Annotated in this window: 19 protein-coding genes and 4 tRNA genes; 11 read left to right on the forward strand and 12 right to left on the reverse strand. The window is 64.4% G+C overall.

What is annotated here, in order from left to right; translation table 11 throughout:
• Positions 1 to 807, forward strand: a complete 807-nt coding sequence (gene thiD / locus BX592_RS25770; RefSeq protein ID WP_134195951.1) for a bifunctional hydroxymethylpyrimidine kinase/phosphomethylpyrimidine kinase — start codon at positions 1 to 3, stop codon at positions 805 to 807.
• A 37-nt stretch (positions 808 to 844) separates the two neighbouring features.
• Here thiD and BX592_RS25775 read toward each other — a convergent pair whose 3' ends face one another.
• The 4 genes from BX592_RS25775 to tsaB are packed head-to-tail and all read right to left on the reverse strand — an operon-like array spanning position 845 to position 4,497.
• Positions 845 to 1,816 (reverse strand): DUF1853 family protein, encoded by a 972-nt coding sequence (locus BX592_RS25775; protein WP_134195953.1) that lies wholly within the window; start codon positions 1,814 to 1,816, stop codon positions 845 to 847.
• A complete protein-coding gene (locus BX592_RS25780; RefSeq protein ID WP_134195955.1) occupies positions 1,816 to 3,108 on the reverse strand; it encodes a uracil-DNA glycosylase in 1,293 nt (430 codons plus the stop codon). The genes BX592_RS25775 and BX592_RS25780 overlap by 1 nt, the downstream gene beginning before the upstream one ends.
• A complete protein-coding gene (gene rimI, locus BX592_RS25785; protein ID WP_134195957.1) occupies positions 3,095 to 3,589 on the reverse strand; it encodes a ribosomal protein S18-alanine N-acetyltransferase in 495 nt (164 codons plus the stop codon). The genes BX592_RS25780 and rimI overlap by 14 nt, the downstream gene beginning before the upstream one ends.
• On the reverse strand, positions 3,586 to 4,497 hold the full coding sequence (gene tsaB, locus BX592_RS25790; RefSeq protein WP_134195959.1) for a tRNA (adenosine(37)-N6)-threonylcarbamoyltransferase complex dimerization subunit type 1 TsaB: 912 nt from the start codon (positions 4,495 to 4,497) through the stop codon (positions 3,586 to 3,588). The genes rimI and tsaB overlap by 4 nt, the downstream gene beginning before the upstream one ends.
• Before the next feature lie 198 nt (positions 4,498 to 4,695).
• On the opposite strand from tsaB, the gene BX592_RS25795 reads away from it, so the two are divergent.
• The 3 genes from BX592_RS25795 (at position 4,696) to aceA (ending at position 8,871) form a co-directional block, all read left to right on the forward strand.
• A complete protein-coding gene (locus BX592_RS25795) occupies positions 4,696 to 4,965 on the forward strand; it encodes an acyl-CoA-binding protein (protein WP_134195961.1) in 270 nt (89 codons plus the stop codon).
• Positions 4,966 to 5,466: 501 nt separating this feature from the next.
• Entirely contained in the window at positions 5,467 to 7,152 is a 1,686-nt protein-coding gene (locus BX592_RS25800; protein WP_134195963.1) for a DEAD/DEAH box helicase, read from the forward strand.
• Between the two features lie 396 nt (positions 7,153 to 7,548).
• Positions 7,549 to 8,871, forward strand: coding sequence for an isocitrate lyase (aceA, locus tag BX592_RS25805; RefSeq protein WP_134195965.1), 1,323 nt, complete (start codon positions 7,549 to 7,551; stop codon positions 8,869 to 8,871).
• Positions 8,872 to 9,102: 231 nt separating this feature from the next.
• Here the strand turns inward: aceA and BX592_RS25810 are convergent, their stop codons facing one another.
• Positions 9,103 to 9,537, reverse strand: a complete 435-nt coding sequence (locus tag BX592_RS25810) for a universal stress protein (RefSeq protein ID WP_134195967.1) — start codon at positions 9,535 to 9,537, stop codon at positions 9,103 to 9,105.
• A gap of 213 nt (positions 9,538 to 9,750) precedes the next feature.
• A complete protein-coding gene (locus BX592_RS25815) occupies positions 9,751 to 10,659 on the reverse strand; it encodes a LysR family transcriptional regulator (RefSeq protein WP_134196014.1) in 909 nt (302 codons plus the stop codon).
• A 286-nt stretch (positions 10,660 to 10,945) separates the two neighbouring features.
• On the opposite strand from BX592_RS25815, the gene aceB reads away from it, so the two are divergent.
• Positions 10,946 to 12,538: a malate synthase A gene (aceB, locus tag BX592_RS25820; RefSeq protein ID WP_134195969.1), complete on the forward strand. Its 1,593-nt coding sequence runs from the start codon at positions 10,946 to 10,948 to the stop codon at positions 12,536 to 12,538.
• Between the two features lie 75 nt (positions 12,539 to 12,613).
• Here the strand turns inward: aceB and BX592_RS25825 are convergent, their stop codons facing one another.
• Complete coding sequence (locus BX592_RS25825; RefSeq protein WP_134195971.1) at positions 12,614 to 13,018, reverse strand: gamma-glutamylcyclotransferase family protein; 405 nt, start codon at positions 13,016 to 13,018, stop codon at positions 12,614 to 12,616.
• Positions 13,019 to 13,234: 216 nt separating this feature from the next.
• On the opposite strand from BX592_RS25825, the gene BX592_RS25830 reads away from it, so the two are divergent.
• A complete protein-coding gene (locus tag BX592_RS25830; RefSeq protein ID WP_208327977.1) occupies positions 13,235 to 14,128 on the forward strand; it encodes an AraC family transcriptional regulator in 894 nt (297 codons plus the stop codon).
• Positions 14,129 to 14,303: 175 nt separating this feature from the next.
• Here BX592_RS25830 and BX592_RS25835 read toward each other — a convergent pair whose 3' ends face one another.
• The 5 genes from BX592_RS25835 to BX592_RS25855 form a co-directional block, all read right to left on the reverse strand.
• A complete protein-coding gene (locus BX592_RS25835; protein ID WP_134195973.1) occupies positions 14,304 to 14,768 on the reverse strand; it encodes a GNAT family N-acetyltransferase in 465 nt (154 codons plus the stop codon).
• Positions 14,769 to 14,954: 186 nt separating this feature from the next.
• Positions 14,955 to 15,031, reverse strand: a tRNA-Asp gene (locus BX592_RS25840).
• A gap of 50 nt (positions 15,032 to 15,081) precedes the next feature.
• Positions 15,082 to 15,157 (reverse strand) — tRNA-Glu (locus BX592_RS25845).
• Between the two features lie 75 nt (positions 15,158 to 15,232).
• A tRNA-Asp gene (locus BX592_RS25850) sits at positions 15,233 to 15,309 on the reverse strand.
• A gap of 101 nt (positions 15,310 to 15,410) precedes the next feature.
• A tRNA-Glu gene (locus BX592_RS25855) sits at positions 15,411 to 15,486 on the reverse strand.
• A gap of 493 nt (positions 15,487 to 15,979) precedes the next feature.
• On the opposite strand from BX592_RS25855, the gene BX592_RS25860 reads away from it, so the two are divergent.
• The 5 genes from BX592_RS25860 (at position 15,980) to BX592_RS25880 (ending at position 20,128) form a co-directional block, all read left to right on the forward strand.
• Positions 15,980 to 16,387 (forward strand): hypothetical protein, encoded by a 408-nt coding sequence (locus BX592_RS25860; protein ID WP_134195975.1) that lies wholly within the window; start codon positions 15,980 to 15,982, stop codon positions 16,385 to 16,387.
• 253 nt (positions 16,388 to 16,640) lie between these two features.
• Positions 16,641 to 17,285, forward strand: a complete 645-nt coding sequence (locus BX592_RS25865; RefSeq protein ID WP_134196018.1) for a GntR family transcriptional regulator — start codon at positions 16,641 to 16,643, stop codon at positions 17,283 to 17,285.
• 165 nt (positions 17,286 to 17,450) lie between these two features.
• A complete protein-coding gene (locus tag BX592_RS25870; protein ID WP_134195977.1) occupies positions 17,451 to 18,266 on the forward strand; it encodes an SDR family oxidoreductase in 816 nt (271 codons plus the stop codon).
• A 129-nt stretch (positions 18,267 to 18,395) separates the two neighbouring features.
• Positions 18,396 to 19,328, forward strand: a complete 933-nt coding sequence (gene kce / locus BX592_RS25875) for a 3,5-dioxohexanoate:acetyl-CoA acetone transferase (RefSeq protein WP_134195979.1) — start codon at positions 18,396 to 18,398, stop codon at positions 19,326 to 19,328.
• A 44-nt stretch (positions 19,329 to 19,372) separates the two neighbouring features.
• Positions 19,373 to 20,128, forward strand: coding sequence for an N-acyl homoserine lactonase family protein (locus BX592_RS25880; RefSeq protein ID WP_134196020.1), 756 nt, complete (start codon positions 19,373 to 19,375; stop codon positions 20,126 to 20,128).
• The last annotated feature ends 73 nt before the right edge of the window (positions 20,129 to 20,201 follow it).

Raw genomic sequence — 20,201 nt, forward strand, 5'->3', positions numbered from 1 at the left:
ATGACTCAACCGATTCCTAATGTGCTCACGATCGCCGGCTCCGATTCCGGCGGCGGCGCGGGCATCCAGGCCGACCTGAAGACGTTCTCCGCGCTCGGCGCCTATGGCGCGAGCGTCATTACTGCGTTGACCGCGCAGAACACGCGTGGCGTGAGCGCGATTCATACGCCCGATGCGGCGTTCGTTACCGCGCAACTCGATGCGGTGTTCGACGATATCCGCATCGACGCGGTGAAGATCGGCATGCTCGCGAACGCGCAGATCGTGCGCGCGGTGGCCGATGCGTTGCAGCGCCATCGCCCGGCGCATGTGGTGCTCGATACCGTGATGATCTCGAAGAGCAACCACGCGCTGCTTGCGGCCGATGCGGTCGCCGCGGTGCGCGACGAACTGCTGCCGCTCGCCGATCTGCTGACGCCGAATCTGCCGGAAGCGGCCGCGCTACTCGGCTGCCCGGCCGCCGCCGACGAAACGGCGATGATCACGCAAGGTGAAGCGCTACGTGCGCTCGGCGCGCGCGCGGTGCTGATGAAAGGCGGCCATCTCGCGGCCGCCGATAGCCCCGACTGGCTGATCGAAGCCGGCGGCACGCTGCGCGTCGGCGGGCCGCGTGTGCCGGTGAAGAATACGCACGGCACGGGGTGCACGCTGTCGTCGGCGATCGCGGCGCTGATTCCGCAGCGGCTTGATCTCGCGAGCGCGGTGGTCGATGCAAAGCGTTATCTGACTGAAGCGCTCGAACAGAGCAATCGGCTCGACGTCGGTCACGGCGTCGGACCGGTGCATCATTTTCATCGCTGGTGGTGAATTGACGCGCGTAGCGGCGTCGCGCGGCACGCGCGTATCAGTGGCGAGCGAACGCTAGCGCCTGCGCGGGCCAGTCGTCCGGCACCACAAAGCCGCGCGAGGTTTCGCGCCAGCCGTTCCCTTCCGGCTCCGCGGCGAACGCGGCGACCATCGTCGGACCGCTGTGCTGCGCGAGCTGCGTACCCAGTGCCGCAATATCGAACATCCCGGCGGCCAACCGGTCGCCGCTCCGATGCCGGCGCGACAGCCATTGCAGACGTGGCAGCACAGCCCACGCATCGCCTTGCGCGGCAGCAAATGCCGGCCAGTCGGCACGCGTCGTCCACCAGCCGCGCGCATGGGCCGGATCGATCACGGACGGCTCAGGCGGCCTGCCACCGTCGCGATAAAACAGCCACCCTTTGACGAACATTTGCGCGTCCCACGGTCCGGGGTGTCCGAGTGCAGCGAATTCGGCACGCGCGCTCAACGGCAACTGGTGATCGAGCAAACGGCGCAGCTTCACATCGAAACGATCCTGCAAATTCGGACCGACGTAGTCCGCGAGTTGCGCACGGTCATCGCCCGCATGCAGGTAGCATTTGACTGCCAGCTCCCAATGCAGCCGGCGGCGCGATTGCGTTTGAACCAGGAAGTCGCACTCGCCGAGCGTCAGGCCGCCGCGCCGCAGCGCGACGTTGGCGGCCACGAGCCGGGCGCCAGGACCATATCGCAGACACCATGCAAGCAGGCATTCCGCGTAACGGCCAAGACGGGTCAGATGCGCGACCGCGATGTGCTGATGCAGCGCGTCCGGATGCGCGTTCTGCGCAATCAGCCAGTCGACCATCGCGCTCGCCTCGGCGACCGATTCGAACGGCTGCGCGAGCGCGCCGGCCGGAGGTTGCGCGCGCAACAGATCGGGGCTGAACAGCAGCCACGCCAGATCGCGCACCGCCGGATCGGTCAGACACTCGAGCCGCGCGGCGTCACGTGGCGGCAATCCGGCTGTCGGACCGTCGGCAGCCATCAGTCGGGCGGGGAATCCGCGGAACCGGCGGCCGGCCGGCTTGCGGTGCCGTGCGTCAGGTGGGCCGGCGAATTTTCCGGACTTGCGCCGGGCGTCGCGCCCGCGGCTGCCGAGCGCCATGTGTCGCGCGCAAGGCACAGGTCCTGCCACGCTTTCGCCTTGTCGTGCAGGCTGCGCAGCAGATACGCGGGGTGATAGGTGACGATGACCGGCACGCCTTCATACACATGCATGCGGCCGCGCAACGACGAGATGCTCGCGTCGGTTTTCAGCAGACTCTGCGCGGCAAAGCGGCCCAGCGCGACGATCACCTTCGGCTTGACGAGCGCGACCTGGCGCTGCAGATACGGTTCGCAACGCGCGACTTCGTCGGGCTCCGGGTTGCGGTTGCCGGGCGGGCGGCACTTCAACACGTTCGCGATATAGACGTTCGCGCCGCGTTCCAGCGACACCGAGCGCAACATGTTGTCGAGCAGCTTGCCGGCCTGGCCGACGAACGGCTCTCCCTGGCGGTCTTCGTTCTCACCCGGCGCTTCGCCGATCAGCATCCAGTCCGCGTCGCGGTCGCCGACACCGAATACGGTCTGCGTGCGCTTCTCGCAAAGCCGGCAGCGTTCGCAGCCGGCGACCCGCGCGGCCAGGGCGTCCCAATCGAGCGATGAAACCGCCGGCGCGGCGACGTCGTCGGCCGCGTGCGGTGCGGCTTCGTCCGCGCGTGCCGGTGCGCGCGTCGATGGCTGCGCGGGCAGTTCGTCGAACCACGCGAAGTCGTCTTCAGCGGACGCGGCGGAAGCGGCCGGCTCGGAACGAGCGGTGGCGGCGTTACGCTCTTCACGATCTGGCTGGCTTCGCGGCGTTTCGTGCGAGCCGTCGCGCGGTACAGCAGAAGCCGGCTGTGCGTCGAGCGCCGCGCCGGAACCGGTATGGTCCGGACGCACGGTATCGGAACCGGCTTCGAACTTCGCGCCAAAGCCCGCATCGAGCGGCGCCGCCGTTACATCGGACGACGCTTCGGCATGCGGTGCTGCAGCACCCGCGGCTCCAGCGCGCGGCCCCTCAGTGCGCACGGCTTCACGACGCATCGCTTCGCTACGCGTCGCTTCACTACCCATCGTCTCACTACGAGCAGCTTCCGGTCGCGCATGCGTGCCCGCCACAACGTCCGCAGCGACCGCCTGCGTGGTCGCGTCGTCGTCGCCATCTTGCGGCATCGCCAATCCTGTCGCGCCGCCGCGTCTCACCCAGCGCGGCGCAAGGCCGAGTTCTTCCAGCGCGGACTCATGCAGCGCCATTGGCGCCCTCCTTAACAAATGTAAATCGCATCACGATTGCATCCTCCCGGCCACGATGACGCGCCGGATAGTAGTTCTTGCGCCGGCCGATCGACGCAAAGCCGAAGCGCTCGTAGAGCCGGATCGCGCGGTGGTTCGACGGCCGCACCTCGAGCAATAGCCCATCGAGCTTTTCCGCGTGCGTAATGCGCACCGCTTCGCGCAACAGCGCGAGCCCGGCGCCTGCATGCTGCGCTGGTGGCGCGACGCATAGATTCAGCAGATGCATCTCGTCGACGACGGGCATCAGCACGCAGTAGCCGATCAGCGTACCGGTCACGTGCCGCATGCATATACCGAAATAACCATTACGCAGCGAGTCTTCGAAGTTGCCGCGGCTCCACGGAAACTCGTACGCGAGCCGCTCGACCGTCGCGACTTCGTCGAGGTCGCTCTCGGTCATCGGCGACATGTAGCGATCCGCGAGCAGCACACCGCTCATCGCGTACGCCCGCCCGTGTCGCCGCTTGCCGCGGCACGCTCGCGATCCGCGGCTGGTGCCGCCGATGCCGATGCCGCGGGCGTGTGCTGAGCCGCCTTCGCCGCAAGCCGCTCGGCTGTGGTCAGCGCAACCTTGTCGCGCACATAGTCGGGCGCCGCCTGATCGGCCGGCACCGCGCGGCCGGCGCGCCATGCGCGCAGCGCCGCGAACGCGATCGGCAACGCATGCGGCAGCGCGGCGCCGTCGATCGACCGCGCGCCGGCAACGACCGCGAGCCGTTCGCCGAATACAGCGGCCGCATTGCCGGCGAGCGTGTATGGCCCATCGGGCGCCTCGACACGCTCCGGCGCATCGAGGGCCGCGGCGCGGACCGTGCGCCAGTCTTGCAGCGCGTCGTCCCACGCGTAGTCGGCCCAGTAGACTTCATCCATCCGCGCATCGAGCGCAGCCAGCACGCGGGTCGCCGACGGGTCGCGCCGGCGCGCGCTTTCCGCACAGGCGACGAGCGTGCCGATCGGTACGACCGGACAGCCGAGGCCGAACGCAAGCCCTTGTGCGACCCCGGTCGCCGTCCGCAGCCCGGTGAACGAGCCCGGGCCCGCGCCGAATGCGATCGCACTGCACGCGTGCAGCGGAACACCGGCTTCGTCGAACAGTTCGCGTATCGCGGGCAACAGGCGCGTGCTCGACACCGCGCCGGTCGCTTCGTGGCGCAACCACACGCGCGGTTCGTCCGGCGCATCGCCGGACGGCAATGCGCCGGACGACAATGCGGCAGCGCGTGCGTGCGCATCGGACGACGCCAATGAGCGCGCAGACGAACTCGCAGGCGGGTTCGCAACGGCAAGCAATGCGACCGAACAGAATTCGGTCGAAGTATCGAGGGCAAGCAGTACTGTTTCAGTCATGTCCGATATTGTAATGCGCGACCTTCATGCACCGGCTGCCGGTCCGCCCTGACCGACCCGCGCGGACGCGCGACGTGCGTGATCGCAACACCGCAAGCGCTCGCGGTGTCGAAGGATCGCTCCACACTCATCGACGCACTTCGTCCACTGCGCTTGTTATCATCCCCGGGCTATCTCAAAAAAGTCACGGAGACCTGGATGAGCGACGTCGACGCCCGCTTCACGCAGGCTGTACAGGATGTCAAGGAATTACCGGAGCGCCCCGGCAACCTCACGCTGCTGCGCCTCTATGCGCTTTACAAGCAGGCCACCGATGGCGACGCCCCCGATGAGCGTCCCGGTCTGATGGATATCGTCGGCAAGTACAAACACGACGCATGGGTCGCGCTGAACGGGATGGCGCCGGACGCGGCCAAACAGGAATACATCGATCTCGTCGAATCGCTGAAAGACGGCGCGCAATCATAGCCCGTTGGGCTCGTGCCCGTTCGTGCGAGTTTGTGCCGTTTGTGCGACGTTTATGCTCATTCGCGCCCGGTATCCGCGCAATCCGCGCATATTTCAGAACTGCACCGATTGCGCGATTCGTCTGATCGAACCATGACGATTTCGTGTCAAAGAAGTGGCGCAGTGCAGCAAAGGCCGCTATAATCCCGACCTGCACTTGGAATGCAGGTGCAGTAAAGCGTTTTGCTCCAATCCAGTTTAGAACCTGTCACCCTCCTGCCACGGGCCCTGCCACTCTACGGGCCGTCAAAAGGCTGGCGGCAAGCCCTCCCGGCGCGCCGCATCCGATACAGCTTCTAACGAAAGCTCGCCTTCATTGTTGCGAGCTGCCCCCGTTTTACGGTTTGCTCGCTGCTGTCTTGCTCGCTGAATCCGACAACTTGGGTATGCCGATTGGCGCCGACGTTTCATCCCCTGGATTGATTGATCCGAGGGGTTCGTTCCCATGCTTCAAGGATTTTCATGACTTCGAGCAACACCGCCAGCCCGTTGAACGCCATCGCCGACGCCGCCCTCGGTCTCGACCCGCAAACCGCCGCGCAAGAGCGCGAGCCGCATGCGGCTGTGACGACCGAACCGGCTGACGCAGCCGGTGCCGTAGAAGGCCCGACGTTCGCGTCGCTGGGACTTTCCGCGGAGATCGTTTCCGCATTGATCGCGGCCGGCTACAAGGCGCCGACCCCGGTTCAGCAGCGCGCGATTCCCGCCGGCATCGCCGGGCGCGATCTGCTGGTGTCGAGCCCGACCGGTTCGGGCAAAACCGCCGCTTTCATGCTGCCGGCCATCGAGCGTTTCGCGCAGCTGCAACGAACCCAGGTTCAGGCGCCGCGCGATGCGCGCGACCCCGCACGCGACCCGCGCGGCGATCGCCGCACGCGCCGGCCGCAGCCGGTCGCTCGTCCGGGCCTGCTGGTCCTTACGCCGACCCGCGAACTCGCGATGCAGGTTACGACGGCCGCTTCGACGTACGGCAAACACCTGCGCCGGCTGCGCACCGTCAGCATTCTCGGCGGCGTCGCATACGGCCAGCAGTTGATGCTGCTCGCGAAGAACCCCGAAATCCTCGTGGCCACGCCCGGCCGTCTGCTCGACCACCTGGAGCGCGGCCGTATCGATCTGTCGGAACTGCAGATGCTCGTGCTGGACGAAGCGGACCGCATGCTCGACATGGGCTTTATCGACGACATCGAAACCATCGTCGCCGCCACGCCGGCTTCGCGCCAGACCATGCTGTTTTCGGCGACGCTCGACGGCAAGATCGGTTCGCTGACCGGCCGCCTGCTGAAGGACCCGGAGCGCATCGAGATCGCACAGCGCATCGAGCAGCGCGCGAATATCGCGCAAACCGTGCACTACGTCGACGACCGCGATCATAAGGACCGTCTGCTGGATCATCTGCTGCGCGATTCGGGCCTTGACCAGGCAATCGTCTTTACCGCAACGAAAAGCGATGCGGATCAACTCGCCGGCCGCCTCGCGGATGCGGGCTTCCAGTCCGCCGCGCTGCACGGCGACCTGCCGCAAGGCGCGCGCAATCGCACGATCCGTGCGCTGCGCGAGCGTCGCGTGCGCGTGCTGGTGGCGACCGACGTCGCCGCGCGCGGCATCGATATCCCCGGCATCACGCACGTGTTCAACTACGACCTGCCGAAGTTCGCCGAAGACTACGTGCACCGGATCGGCCGTACGGGTCGCGCTGGACGCTCGGGTATCGCGGTGAGCCTCGTGCATCACGCGGAGCAAGGCGCGTTGAAGCGTATCGAGCGCTTCGTGCGCGCGCCGCTGCCGGTCAACGTGATCGAAGGCTTCGAGCCGCGTAAGGCGCCGCCGGCCGGTGGCCGCGGTGGTTTCGGCGGCGGCCGTGGCCGTCCGGGCGGTGGCAATGGTGGCCGACGCTTTGGCGGCAAGCCGGCTGGTAGCGGCTACGGCGGCGGCAATGGCGGCAGCGGTAACGGCGGCGGGCGCGGCTGGAGCGGCAAGTCATCGGGTGGCGGCAGCCGCGAAGGCTACGGCGCGTCGCGTGAGGGCTATGGCGGCTCGCGCGACAGTGGCTACGGTGGCTCGCGTGACAGTTACGGCGGGTCACGCGACGGCGGCTACGGCGCACGCCGCGGCGACGGCCCGCGCAATCCGCGCCGCGGCAGCTAAGCGGTCGCGACACGCGAAAGCGAGCACATCGATCGTCGGGTTCTCTGAGCCCGGCAACCTCGAAAACCGACGCAATGCGTCGGTTTTTTTTGCTCGCCCTCATTTTTTCACAATATGGAAAATTTTTTTGGCTTGTAAAAAATTGTGCTGCAAAGCACAACAATCGGTGTTGCGGCATGGGAAAAAGCCTTCCGCAATCCGGAACACATCGAATAACAACCTGATTTTAAAGAAATAAATTTATACAAAAAACGTTCGACAGCGCCTGTTACGCATTCAGCCCTTTGCCTAGACTCTTATATAAGACTTCGCGATCTCGGACGCATCGCAACCATACATCCGGTCACTGAAGCCAGTCATTCCACCGATCGATCTTCAACGCAAAGGGAGCACACGATGGCACGCGAACAGCAGATTCAACAATTGCAGCAGCAATGGAATACCGACTCGCGCTGGAAAGGCATCAAGCGCGGCTACACCGCCGACGATGTCGTGCGGCTGCGCGGCTCGCTCACGGTCGAGCACACGCTCGCGAAGCGCGGCGCCGAAAAGCTTTGGGCCGCGATGCATAACGAGCCGTTCGTCAATGCGCTCGGCGCACTGACCGGTAACCAGGCGATGCAGCAGGTGAAGGCCGGGTTGAAAGCGATCTATCTGTCAGGCTGGCAGGTCGCGGGCGATGCGAACGTCGCCGGCGAAATGTATCCGGACCAGTCGCTCTATCCGGCGAACTCGGTGCCGCTCGTTGTGAAGCGGATCAACAACACGTTCACACGCGCCGATCAGATCCAATGGTCCGAAGGCAAGAATCCGGGCGATGAAGGCTATATCGATTACTTCGCGCCGATCGTCGCCGATGCGGAAGCCGGCTTCGGCGGCGTGCTGAACGCGTTCGAACTGATGAAAGCGATGATCGAAGCGGGCGCGGCCGGCGTGCACTTCGAAGACCAGCTCGCGTCGGTCAAGAAGTGCGGCCATATGGGCGGCAAAGTGCTGGTGCCGACCCGTGAAAACGTCGCGAAACTGGTCGCCGCGCGTCTGGCGGCCGACGTTTGCGGCACGCCGACCGTGCTGATCGCGCGCACCGACGCGGAAGCAGCCGACCTGATCACGTCCGATATCGACGAAAACGACAAGCCGTTCCTCACCGGCGAGCGCACCGTCGAAGGTTTCTATCGCACCAGGCCGGGTCTCGCGCAAGCGGTGTCGCGCGGCCTCGCGTATGCGCCATATGTGGATCTGGTCTGGTGCGAGACCGGTAAGCCGGACCTCGAATACGCGAAGAAATTTGCCGAAGCGATCCACAAACAGTTCCCGGACAAGATGCTGTCCTATAACTGCTCGCCATCGTTCAACTGGAAGAAGAATCTCGATGACGCGACGATCGCGAAGTTCCAGAAGGAACTGGGCGCGATGGGCTACAAATTCCAGTTCATCACGCTGGCCGGCTTCCATTCGCTGAACTACTCGATGTTCCATCTCGCGCACGGCTATGCACGCACGCAGATGAGCGCATTCGTCGAGATGCAGCAAGCGGAATTCGCTGCTGCGGAACAGGGCTTTACCGCGGTCAAGCATCAGCGCGAAGTCGGCACCGGCTATTTCGATGCAGTCACGCAGACGGTCGAACGCGAAGCATCGACGACCGCGCTGTCCGGCTCGACCGAAGACGAGCAGTTCTTCGACAAGCAGGTTTCACTCGACAAGAAGGTGGCGTGACGTTGCTGACGGGCGGCTGAGAAGCCGCCCGACTGACTAGCCGCGAATAGCCACGACTTGCCTGGACCTGCCACGACTAGTCACGAATAGCCGCTGAAATAGCGCGCGAAACAGAAACAGAAACAGACTACTCGCCACGCGCCATCAGCCATCAGCCATCAGCAAACGAGGCCAAACGTACGCGCACCGAACGCAAGGCGGTGCGCGTACGTCGCGACACGGCTTGCGCGTCTATCGATAAACGATCACTGGAATCTTCGTATGCGTGAGCACGCGTTGCGTCTCGCTGCCGATCAGCAGGCTGCCCAGCCCGCGCCGGCCGTGCGACGCCATGAAGATCACATCGCAGCCGCCCGTCTCGGCCGCTTCGATGATCCCGAGATACGGCGATGGATGCACGCTGGTGCGGCTTGTGCATGTGACGCCCGCGCCGCGCGCCGCCTCTTCGATTTCGCGCAGATGGTCGCGCGCCTCGCGCTCGCTGCGGTCCTGGAAATCGACCGGCGGCTCCACGACCACTTCGGAAAACGGCGAATACGGATACTGCGGCAAACAGGCATAAGCGGTCACGCGCGCACCGACCGCTTGCGCGAGATCGATCGCGCCATCAATGGCTTTTTTCGACAGGTCCGAGCCATCGGTCGGTACGAGGATATGCTTGAACATGGTGCTCTCCGTCGTCGACTGCGGGTGCACGAGTGGCTTGCGGCACATCAATGCCGGCGGCGAGCGCTGCGGGGGAGTGGCGACAAGCCTGCTGCAACGATTGTAGTGCGCCGAAATTCCATGGACGTGGCGCTTGAGGGTCAGTCCGAATATCGGAAACCCGTGCGGCGCGCGCATCCATGCAGCACGCAAGATTGCGCAGGACAGCCAACCTCACGCGCGATCCCAATAGCCGGGCTCAGTGTAGGTCTGCTTGATGAAATCGAGAAAAAGCCGCACGCGCAGCGGCAAGTGACGGCGCTGCGCAAACACCGCATGAATGCCGATCGGCGGCGCGGCAAAGGCATCGAGCACGGTGGCAAGGCGGCCCGCCGCGATATCCGCGCCGACTTCCCACCACGAACGCCATGCGAGCCCGTAGCCGGCCAGACACCATTCATGCAGCACCACCCCGTCCGAGCACTCCATCGTGCCCGACACCTTGATCGTCACGACCTTGCCGTCCTGTTCGAACACCCAGCCGCGCTGCTGGTTCGCGCTCGCGCCCAGCGCGAGACAGTTGTGATGCGCGAGGTCGGCGAGCGTCTGCGGGATGCCACACTGCGTCAGGTAGCGCGGCGCCGCGACGCATACGCGCCGATTTTCGCCAAGACGCAGCGACACGAGCGACGAGTCCGGCAGCTCGCCCAAACGCACCGCGCAGTCGAAACCTTCGTTGACCAGATCGACGAGACGGTCGGACAGATCGAGTGTCACCGTCACGTCCGGATGCGCGGCCGTGAACGCCGCCACCCGCGGCGCGACATGCCGGCGCCCGAAGCCCGCGGGCGCCGACACGCGCAGGTGCCCGCTCGCCTTCACGCCGCCCGCGGACACGCTCGCTTCCGCGTTGTGCATGTCGTTCAGGATGCGCTGGCAGTCTTCGAGAAATGCGGAACCTTCGAAAGTCAGCGTAATGCGCCGTGTGGTGCGCACGAACAGTTTGACGCCGAGCCGTTCCTCGAGCGCGTCGATGCGGCGGCCGATGATCGCGGGCGCCACGCCTTCCAGTTGCGCGGCCGCCGACAGGCTGCCGCGGGCCGCGACGGTCGCGAAGGTTTCGATCTGCTTGAAGCGGTCCATCGTGATGCGCGTGGACAAGACGCGCCCGGAACGGGTGAGTGGCGACAGATTAGGTGCATGAAAGTAAAAGATCAAGTGACGTCCGCGATCTTTTAGATACGTGTAGTCATAAATAAAATTAACTTCTGAATCTGACAGGTTTGCGCGCCGCGATGCGATTGACGCAATCGACGTGATCGACGCGATTGACTCGACATATGCCCACGCCGCTGCCCCGGCGGGCTGACCGACCCCGCATCGCGGCGCCACCTGTGCCCAGTCACCTGACTGACCAAGGAGAGACATCATGGCGAACCCGCTGCCGCTGCCGCACGGAATGAAGATCACCGGCGCGATCAAGCCCGGTTTCGACACCATCCTGACGCGTGAAGCGCTGGAACTCGTCGCGCAGTTGCATCGCGTGTTCGAGCCGCGTCGCAAGCAATTGCTCGACGCGCGCGCCGAACGGGCGAAACGCCTCGACGCCGGAGAACGCCCGGACTTTCTACCGCACACGAAGTCGATCCGCGACGGCGACTGGACCATCGCGCCGCTGCCGGAAGATCTGGCATGCCGCCGCGTCGAAATCACGGGGCCGGTCGAGCGCAAGATGGTGATCAACGCACTGAATTCGGGCGCCGACGCGTATATGACCGACTTCGAAGATTCGAACGCGCCGAGCTGGGACAACCAGATCACCGGTCATCTGAATCTGAAGGACGCGGTGCGCCGCACGATTACGCTCGAGCAGAACGGCAGGACCTATCGGCTCAACGACAAGGTCGCGACGCTGATCGTGCGGCCGCGCGGCTGGCATCTCGACGAGAAGCACGTGACGATCGACGGCGAGCGCGTGTCCGGCGGCCTGTTCGACTTCGCGCTGTTTCTGTTCCACAACGCGCGCGAATTGCTCGCGCGCGGCAGCGGTCCGTACTTCTATTTGCCGAAGCTCGAAAGCCATCTCGAGGCGCGGCTGTGGAACGATATCTTTGTCGCCGCGCAGCACGCGGTTGGCGTGCCGCGCGGTTCGATCCGCGCGACGGTGCTGGTCGAAACGATCCTTGCCGCGTTTGAAATGGACGAGATTCTGTACGAGCTGCGCGAACATAGCTCGGGGCTGAACGCGGGCCGCTGGGACTACATCTTTTCCGCGATCAAAAAGTTTAAGAACGATCAGGATTTCTGTCTCGCCGACCGCGCGCAGATCACGATGACGGTCCCCTTCATGCGCGCTTATGCGCTCGAATTGTTGAAGACCTGTCATCACCGCCACGCGCCGGCGATCGGCGGCATGAGCGCACTGATTCCAATCAGGAACGACCCCGCTGCGAACGCCAAAGCGATGGCAGGTGTGCGCGCGGACAAGGCGCGCGATGCGGCCGATGGCTACGACGGCGGCTGGGTCGCGCACCCGGGGCTCGTGCCGATCGCAATGGAAGAGTTCGTCAAGGTGCTGGGCGACCGGCCGAACCAGATCGGCAAACAGCGCCCGGACGTCAACGTGACCGCCACCGACCTGCTCGACTTCCGTCCCGCATCGCCGATTACCGAAGCCGGCTTGCGCAATAACATCAACGTTGGGATTCACTACCTCGGCTCGTGGCTCGCAGGCAATGGCTGCGTGCCGATCCACAATCTGATGGAAGACGCGGCAACCGCGGAGATTTCGCGCTCGCAGGTTTGGCAGTGGATCCGCTCGTCGAAGGGCAAGCTCGACGACGGCCGCAAAGTGACCGCGGAACTGGTGCGCGAATTGACCGGGCAGGAACTGGAGAAGGTCAAGCAGGAGGTCGGCGGCGATACGCAGACCTACGATCGTGCCGCGCAGATTTTCGGCGAGATGTCGACGTCGGCGAATTTCACCGAATTTCTGACGTTGCCGCTTTACGAAGCGCTTTGATCGATTGCTGCCGGCGCGTCGCGCCGAGCGCGAGGTGCACGCACCCTCGCCCGCGACGCCGCCGGTCTTGCATCGCTATTTGCGTTCGCGCCGATACGCGACCCAGTCGCCGGAACCGATCTCAGGCAACCCTTGCACCGCGTGCCGCTGCACCGGGTAGTAAAGACAATCGAACGCGGCGCCGTCGATATCGACGGTCACTTCGTGTTGCATGAAAAGCCCTGCTTCGCCCGGATAGACTTCCTCGATCTCGTCGAGCACCGACACGAGCCGCTCGTCTACTTCATAGACGTCGCCCCTTACGTGGATGCCGTCATCATCGGGCACGAGGCCCGGATAGTTGCCGAAGTCGAACAGCCGGCCGCGCACCGACCCCTCGCCGATCAGCTTCGGCATGCCCAGCGCGCTTCGCGCCGCCGCCTGGCCAATATCGTTCACTTCACCGGCGCGCAAAGTGCCGTAGACGAACACGTGTTTCATCGCGAGAATTTCCTCCGTCATCCGATGTTGCCCGACGTTGCCCGATTGGGTGAGACGACTCGCGCGCGGGAGCCGACGTCGCGGGCAGCGCAACGAGCCGGGTGCCATTATGCATCCGCCCATTTACGCGCATCCGCGACGAGGGCATCGCTCTACAATGTGCGCACACGATGCACTACGGTCGTGCACCTTCCGCCTTTTACGATCGCGTTCACCATGGCTCAGCCTGTCCAACCTGTACTGTCGGAACGCGTCGACTTCGCCGATATCCCGCCCGAATTCGCGCCGACGCCGCGGCACCCGATTCGCGTGCGTTCGCGACCGATGCCCGCCGGCGTGCGCGTCACGCGCCACACGCACGCTTGGGCGCAGGTCGCGTATGCGTCGCGCGGCGTGCTGCGCATGACGACCGTCGGCACCACGTGGATGGTGCCGCCGTCGCGCGCAATCTGGGTGCCGCCGCATGTGCTGCATGAGGTGACGATCGTCGAGGAAGCCTTCTTGCGCACGCTGTACGTGTACGAAGACGCGGTGCCGCAAGGACTCGACGCATGCCGCGTGGTCGAAGTGTCGGGGTTGCTGCGCGAGCTGATCGCGGCGCTCGATACGCCGGATCTGCCGCCGGAACGTGAGCGCCTGCTCGGTTCGCTCGCGCTCGATGAAATCATTCGCTCGGAGCCGCTGCCCCTCGCGGTACCGATGCCGACCGAAAAGCGCTTGCGCGCGCTTTGCGAATCAGTGCTCGCCGATCCGGCCGCCACCGATTCACTCGAGCGCTCGGCATCGGCGGTCGGCGCGAGCACACGCACGATCGCGCGACTGTTTCGCCAAGAACTCGGCGTGAGCTTTTCGCAGTGGCGCCAGCAGGCTGTGCTCGCACGTGCGATTCCATTGCTGAGTCAGGGACGGCCGCTCGCGCAGGTCGCGCAGGCGCTCGGCTATCAGAGCCAGAGCGCGTTTTCCGCGATGTTCAGACGGCAGTTCGGCGAAAGCCCGCGCGCGTTTATTGTGCGCGGCGCCGAGCACCGCGCGGCCGACAACGACGACGCGCCAGACCTGCTCGACGGCGAGCGCGTGGATTCGGCGTTGCCGGGTTCGCCGATGTCGTGACGCGCGAAAACACGCGATGAAAGCGCCGTGCTTTTCACGTCACCGGGTTTGTCGGTGTCCCGATGCGCGAGAAGCCGCGCTGAAAGCAATGCGTTTTCGCGGTTTCGTGTCGCGGGGTTCGTCGGTGTCCTGAACGGGAATCGCGATCGCGCCAGGCATGCGGTGCAGGTCGCGCTCAAACGCGGCGCGCCATATGTCGAATCGATCCAAGCTGCGCGAGACGCGGCCCGGCGAGCCGATAACCCATCCGCTGATAAAGCCGCGCCGCCGGGTTGTCGACGAATACCCGTAGCTGCAGCTCGTGCAGTCCGCGCGCACGGGCCCAGCGGTGCGCGATGTTCAGCAGATACGTGCCCGCGCCGCGCCGCCGCTGACCTTCGGCAATCTGCACGTCGCGGATATGCAGCGAGTCACCTTCTTCGGTAATGCGCAGCACGCCGATCCGCTCGCCATCGACCTCGAGAATGAAGTTTTCCGATTCCCGCCAGCTCGCGAGAAACAGATCGCCGCGCCAGACCAGATGATGACGACGGTAGTAGCCGCCCATGTTGTTACGCGTGAGCGCCTCCGCGAACGGGAAGTCGTCCATGCTGGCCTCACGCAACTGGAATGGGGACAGTTCTTCGGTCGGGTCGAGCATCACGCGGCGAAACGAAAAGGGATTGGGGAGGGTGCGATCAACGTTAAGATACCCCGCCCCCGCTGACAATGGCTGATTGCCCCAGCCGTCGGCGTCGCGAAACGCGCAGCGCGCTCGCGAATTTGCGCAGTGTGCACCCGCCAGAACGCAAAAAGCCCGCTGACGAATCAGCGGGCTTCTCTTGATTGGCGGAGCGGACGGGACTCGAACCCGCGACCCCCGGCGTGACAGGCCGGTATTCTAACCGACTGAACTACCGCTCCAGTGCTGCTCATTGCGCCACGGACGTCTAACCTTTCCGCGCGCCTTTGTCTGGCGTCCCCTAGGGGATTCGAACCCCTGTACTCACCGTGAAAGGGTGATGTCCTAGGCCTCTAGACGAAGGGGACTCACTACTACGCTTACACCTTTAATGAAAAAGCCCGTTGAGGCGCACATTCTACGCACCTGAACGGGCTCAATCCTGGCGGAGTGGACGGGACTCGAACCCGCGACCCCCGGCGTGACAGGCCGGTATTCTAACCGACTGAACTACCACTCCAGTCTTTCTATCCTGCCTGCGAGCGTCGGTTAAGTCTCACAAGCCGCGTTGACTGCAATATAGGTGGCTTACCACCTGCACTACAGACGACGCTGATATCTTGGCGTCCCCTAGGGGATTCGAACCCCTGTACTCACCGTGAAAGGGTGATGTCCTAGGCCTCTAGACGAAGGGGACAAAATCTTTGCAGATCTGTCGCAAACTGCGGCGGCTTGACTTCTACCGCTCGCTTTTATCGCTTATCTGCTGCTAACTTCTGACTGCAAATCAGCGAAGAACGCTATTCTAACTGGCCTACTGTGCTTTGTGAAGCGGTTTTTACTACAAGCTCCCGTTATCCAAGCGATATTTACCGCGCGCTTTACGGAGACTGCTGACGCCTGATTCGCGATCCGTTCCATCCAGCCGCGCTTCACAAAGTTTTCTACTGCAACAACAGAGCCTGCGATTATACGCAGCAGCATCAGCGCCAGGCAAGCGTTTTTAACAGGAAAGGTGGGCGCGCATCGCTGTCGCGTAAAACGCAATACGGGCCGGGATGTCGCGTACGAGCAAGAAATCAGACCATCCAGGAATACCGCCGCCCGCGGCGCTTCGCTACGCTTCGATGCAATCAGCATGCGAATCCGACCGCCACGTGTCGGACGCCGCACTTTTTCGCGGAACTGCGATGACCGATCACTCGCCGACGACCACACAAATTGATGCACAGCACCTGACCGGGGTCGAACTCGCGCCGGACGGATCAAGTTTTGCGCTGCATGGCGTCGATCAAGACGGTGCCGGCTGGTCGCTGGATCTGCCCAGCGCGTCCCTGCAGCAATTGATCCTCACGCTGCCGAATCTCGCGGTCAAAGCGATGCGCGCGCAGCACAACGACGACACGCTGCGCATCGTCTACCCCGCGTGCTCGACCACGGTCGAACTGGCCAGCGACGCGCGCACTTTCATTTTGACGCTGTGGGCCGAAGGCGGATTCCATGTGTCGTTCGGGCTATCGGCCGAACAATGCGAAACAGTCGGCGACAGTCCGCGGGTCGCCGAATCGATGATGCATCGCGTCGCCCGGCCGTCATAGTCCGATCGGCTCGCAACGGCACGACAGCCGCGTACGCAAGCGCGGAGCGCGGGTCGCCGGGTCTCAGCAGTTATGCGCTCCGTGTTTTCCCTCGGTTGACGCTCACGATCGAGCCGCGCAGACTGCCCTCAGATCAAGTGTGATCACAGGTCACACATCGCAATCAAATCGCATTGGACGCCCGGAGGAACCCGTGACAACCCGCGCAGCGACGAAAGAACTGCCGCCGCTCGAACTGGTGGCAAGGGACACGATGGCCAGCCGCGTCTACGCGCAATTGCGCGAAGCGATCATGACCGGCCGTTTCGCGCCCGGTCAGTTGCTGAGCCTGCGCGGCGTCGCCGATGCGGTCGGTTCGTCGACGATGCCGGTGCGCGGCGCGCTGACGCGTCTGCAAGCCGAAGGCGCATTGATCGACGGCCCCGGCCGCGCGCTGATGGTGCCGCCAATGACGCTCGAGTTGCTCGAAGAATTGCGCGACGTGCGCATCGCACTCGAAGGCTGTGTCGCCGCACGCGCCGCAACGAGGATGTCGCAAGCGCATCTGGCGGCGCTGCAGCAGGTATTCGACACGATGGACGCGCATGTCGAAGCCGGCGATGTCGCCGCGTACCTGCGCAGCAATTTCGAATTCCACGTGGCGATCTACATGCATGGCGCGAGCGACGTCACGCTCGCGACGATCCAGAACCTGTGGATGCGCATCGGCCCGTTCCTGAATCTGGTTGCGCCGGACATCCCGCATATGCGTCGTTCGATGGACGCGCACCGCATGATCGTCGAAGCGCTGTGGCGCGGTGACGGCGACGGCGCGCGCGCCGGCATCGCGCAGGACATCGGCGAATCAGCGGACGATTTGCGTGAACGGTTGATCGAACAGCAGGAGGCGAGCGCCTGACACACCCTGCGGCAGGAGGCGCGCCGATCGGCGCGCGACACGCGCCGCGCCCGCTTTCAGCGAGTGGAAGTATCGCGTAGTAGCCCGAATCGTTGCCGCCCGTACTCGTAACACGGTCAAACGACGGGATATATACCCCATACGAATAAAGACGGAGACAAAGCAATGACGGTTCTATCCATGTTGACACCGCGCGCAGGTCTGCGCGTGCTGGTGACGGGCGGCGCCTCCGGCATCGGCCTTGCGATCGCGCAGGCGTTTGTCGAAACCGGCGCGCGCGTGCACGTATGCGACGCGAGCCAGCAGACCATCGACGCGCTGCAGCGCTCGCAGCAGCAAGCGTCGGAATCCGGCTCATCGACGATCACCGCGACGCTTGCGGACGTCGCCGACCACGGCGCGGTCGAACGCGTGTTCAGCGACGTCACGCACCAACTCGGCGGCCTCGACGTGCTGGTCAATAACGCGGGCATCGCGGGCCCGACCGGCGGCGTCGACGAGATCGACGTCGCCGAATGGGAACAGACCATCGACATCAACCTGAACGCGCAGTTTTACTTCGCGCGCCGTGCGGTGCCGCTGTTGCGCGATGCGCGCGACGGCGGCTCGATCGTCGCGCTGTCGTCGGTGGCGGGGCGTCTCGGCTACGCGTACCGCACGCCCTACTCCGCGACCAAATGGGCGATCGTCGGTTTGACGAAAAGCCTCGCGATCGAACTCGGCCCGACCGGCATCCGCGTGAATACGATCCAGCCGGGCATCGTCAAAGGGCCGCGCATCGAGCGCGTGATTTCCGCGCGCGCGCAGCAGCTGGGTCTGTCCTACGAGGAAATGGAACGGCGCTATCTCGACAAGATTTCGCTGCGCCGGATGACGACGCCGGAAGAAGTCGCGGCGACCGCGCTATTCCTGTGCTCGCCGGCGGGCATGGGCATTTCCGGACAGGCGATCTCCGTCTGCGGCAACGTCGAAGTGCTGTAGCGCCGACGCGCGAAGCCCGTGCTTCACCCGCGTTAGCAACGCCCGGCGTCGCAACCGTCGTCGAGCCGTTTCACCGGTTTCCTTTTCGCGTAGATCAACAGCGAAACCCTGACGAAACACGAGGACACTATGGCAGCCAAGCGAAAAGTCATCATCACCTGCGCGCCGACCGGCGCAATCCACACGCCGTCGATGTCGCCCTATCTGCCGGTCACGCCCAGGCAAATCGCCGACGCCGCGCTCGCCGCCGCGAACGAAGGCGCGGCGATCCTGCACCTGCACGCGCGCGACCCGAACGACGGCCGGCCAACGCAAGACCCGGCGGTATTCCAGGAATTCCTGCCGCGCATCAAGGCCGAAACCGATGCGGTGATCAATCTGACCACCGGCGGCAGCCCGCATATGACGGTCGCCGAGCGGCTGCGCCCGGCGCATCATTTCAAGCCCGAGGTCGCATCGCTGAATATGGGCTCGATGAACTTCGGCCTGTATCCGATGCTCGCGCGCTACAAGGACCTGAAGCACGACTGGGAACGCCAGCACCTCGAAAAGAGCCGCGACCTCGTGTTCAAGAACACCTTCGCCGACATCGAATACATCCTGACCTCATGCAGCGATAACGGCACGCGTTTCGAGCACGAGTGCTACGACATCTCGCACCTGTACAACCTTGCGCATTTCGTCGACCGCGGGCTCGTGAAGCCGCCGTTTTTCGTGCAAAGCGTGTTCGGTCTGCTCGGCGGCATCGGCGCGCATCCGGAAGACCTGATGCATATGCGCCGCACCGCGGACCGCCTGTTCGGCAACGACTACGTGTGGTCGATTCTCGGCGCCGGCCGCAACCAGCTGCCGCTCGCGTCGATCGGCGTCGCGCAGGGCTCCCACGCGCGCGTCGGCCTCGAAGATTCGCTGTGGATCGAGCCCGGCAAGCTTGCTGAATCCAGCGCCGCGCAAGTCCTGAAGATCCGTCAGGTGATCGAAGGCTTGTCGCTCGAAGTCGCGACACCGGCGGAAGCACGCGCGATGCTGAAGCTCAAGGGCGCGAACGAAGTCAACTTCTGATTGCGGAGACGAGCGTGGCTACTCCCGAACTCAAGGTCGTGGCAATGCCGACCGGCTGGCTCACCGTCGACAGGTCGTCGCTGATCTATGCGCGCCATTACGGCCAGCAGATCCGCATTCCGGTGTGGTCGACCGCGATTGTCGGCGCGGAGAAGAAGATCGTCGTCGATACCGGCATTCACGATCCGGGATGGGTCAGCAGTTTTATCTGCCCGTGCGATCAGGCGCCCGAGGAACGACTCGAACGCGCGCTGAAGGAATACGTCGGCTGGCGCGCGGACGATGTCGATATCGTGATCAACACGCACCTGCACTACGACCACTCCGGCGGCAACACGCTGTTTCGCAACGCGCGCTTTATCGTGCAGCAGATCGAATGGGAATACGCGGGCCGCCCGCTGCCGACTCAGGCTTCTTTCTACCAGGAGTTCCTGATCGGGCGCGAGCCGCTCGCGTGGTTCCGCTGGCAGTTCGTCAATGGCATCGCCGACATCGTGCCCGGCGTGCGCGTAATTCCAACGCCGGGGCATACGCCCGGCCATCAGTCGGTCGCGGTGAATACTGCTGACGGCGTGGTGGTCGTCACCGGCGATTGCGCGAACTGCATGGAAAACATCGTCGACGGCGTACCGGTCGGCATCGTTCACGAGACCGCGGCCGAACTCGCGTCGCTCAAGCGCATCCGGCAGATCGCCGACTTCGTGATTCCCGGGCACGACCCCGACGTCGTACCCGGTTCGGCAGGGCTGCGCCTGCCGGAGTCGGCGCGCGTACCGCACGTCGAAAGCACCGCAGCGTAATCGCAGTCCAGCCCCGCGTAACCGCTTTAACCGCACTACAAGGGCATCGACAACAACCGCGCTGCAGAACCGC

Origin of the sequence: Paraburkholderia rhizosphaerae (assembly GCF_004366595.1) — a bacterium.
Taxonomy (GTDB): Bacteria; Pseudomonadota; Gammaproteobacteria; order Burkholderiales; family Burkholderiaceae; genus Paraburkholderia; species Paraburkholderia rhizosphaerae.

Excerpts from the sequence above, each read along its gene's own strand:
- tsaB (WP_134195959.1), bottom strand. The coding sequence starts at position 4,497 with ATGACTGAAACAGTACTGCTTGCCCTCGATACTTCGACCGAATTCTGT.
- BX592_RS25865 (WP_134196018.1), top strand. The coding sequence starts at position 16,641 with ATGGCCAGCCGCGTCTACGCGCAATTGCGCGAAGCGATCATGACCGGC.
- BX592_RS25795 (WP_134195961.1), top strand. The coding sequence starts at position 4,696 with ATGAGCGACGTCGACGCCCGCTTCACGCAGGCTGTACAGGATGTCAAG.
- aceB (WP_134195969.1), top strand. The coding sequence starts at position 10,946 with ATGGCGAACCCGCTGCCGCTGCCGCACGGAATGAAGATCACCGGCGCG.
- BX592_RS25775 (WP_134195953.1), bottom strand. The coding sequence starts at position 1,816 with ATGGCTGCCGACGGTCCGACAGCCGGATTGCCGCCACGTGACGCCGCG.
- BX592_RS25800 (WP_134195963.1), top strand. The coding sequence starts at position 5,467 with ATGACTTCGAGCAACACCGCCAGCCCGTTGAACGCCATCGCCGACGCC.
- aceA (WP_134195965.1), top strand. The coding sequence starts at position 7,549 with ATGGCACGCGAACAGCAGATTCAACAATTGCAGCAGCAATGGAATACC.
- BX592_RS25825 (WP_134195971.1), bottom strand. The coding sequence starts at position 13,018 with ATGAAACACGTGTTCGTCTACGGCACTTTGCGCGCCGGTGAAGTGAAC.
- BX592_RS25835 (WP_134195973.1), bottom strand. The coding sequence starts at position 14,768 with ATGCTCGACCCGACCGAAGAACTGTCCCCATTCCAGTTGCGTGAGGCC.
- BX592_RS25815 (WP_134196014.1), bottom strand. The coding sequence starts at position 10,659 with ATGGACCGCTTCAAGCAGATCGAAACCTTCGCGACCGTCGCGGCCCGC.
- BX592_RS25870 (WP_134195977.1), top strand. The coding sequence starts at position 17,451 with ATGACGGTTCTATCCATGTTGACACCGCGCGCAGGTCTGCGCGTGCTG.
- thiD (WP_134195951.1), top strand. The coding sequence starts at position 1 with ATGACTCAACCGATTCCTAATGTGCTCACGATCGCCGGCTCCGATTCC.
- BX592_RS25810 (WP_134195967.1), bottom strand. The coding sequence starts at position 9,537 with ATGTTCAAGCATATCCTCGTACCGACCGATGGCTCGGACCTGTCGAAA.
- kce (WP_134195979.1), top strand. The coding sequence starts at position 18,396 with ATGGCAGCCAAGCGAAAAGTCATCATCACCTGCGCGCCGACCGGCGCA.
- BX592_RS25880 (WP_134196020.1), top strand. The coding sequence starts at position 19,373 with ATGCCGACCGGCTGGCTCACCGTCGACAGGTCGTCGCTGATCTATGCG.
- BX592_RS25780 (WP_134195955.1), bottom strand. The coding sequence starts at position 3,108 with ATGGCGCTGCATGAGTCCGCGCTGGAAGAACTCGGCCTTGCGCCGCGC.
- rimI (WP_134195957.1), bottom strand. The coding sequence starts at position 3,589 with ATGAGCGGTGTGCTGCTCGCGGATCGCTACATGTCGCCGATGACCGAG.
- BX592_RS25830 (WP_208327977.1), top strand. The coding sequence starts at position 13,235 with ATGGCTCAGCCTGTCCAACCTGTACTGTCGGAACGCGTCGACTTCGCC.
- BX592_RS25860 (WP_134195975.1), top strand. The coding sequence starts at position 15,980 with ATGACCGATCACTCGCCGACGACCACACAAATTGATGCACAGCACCTG.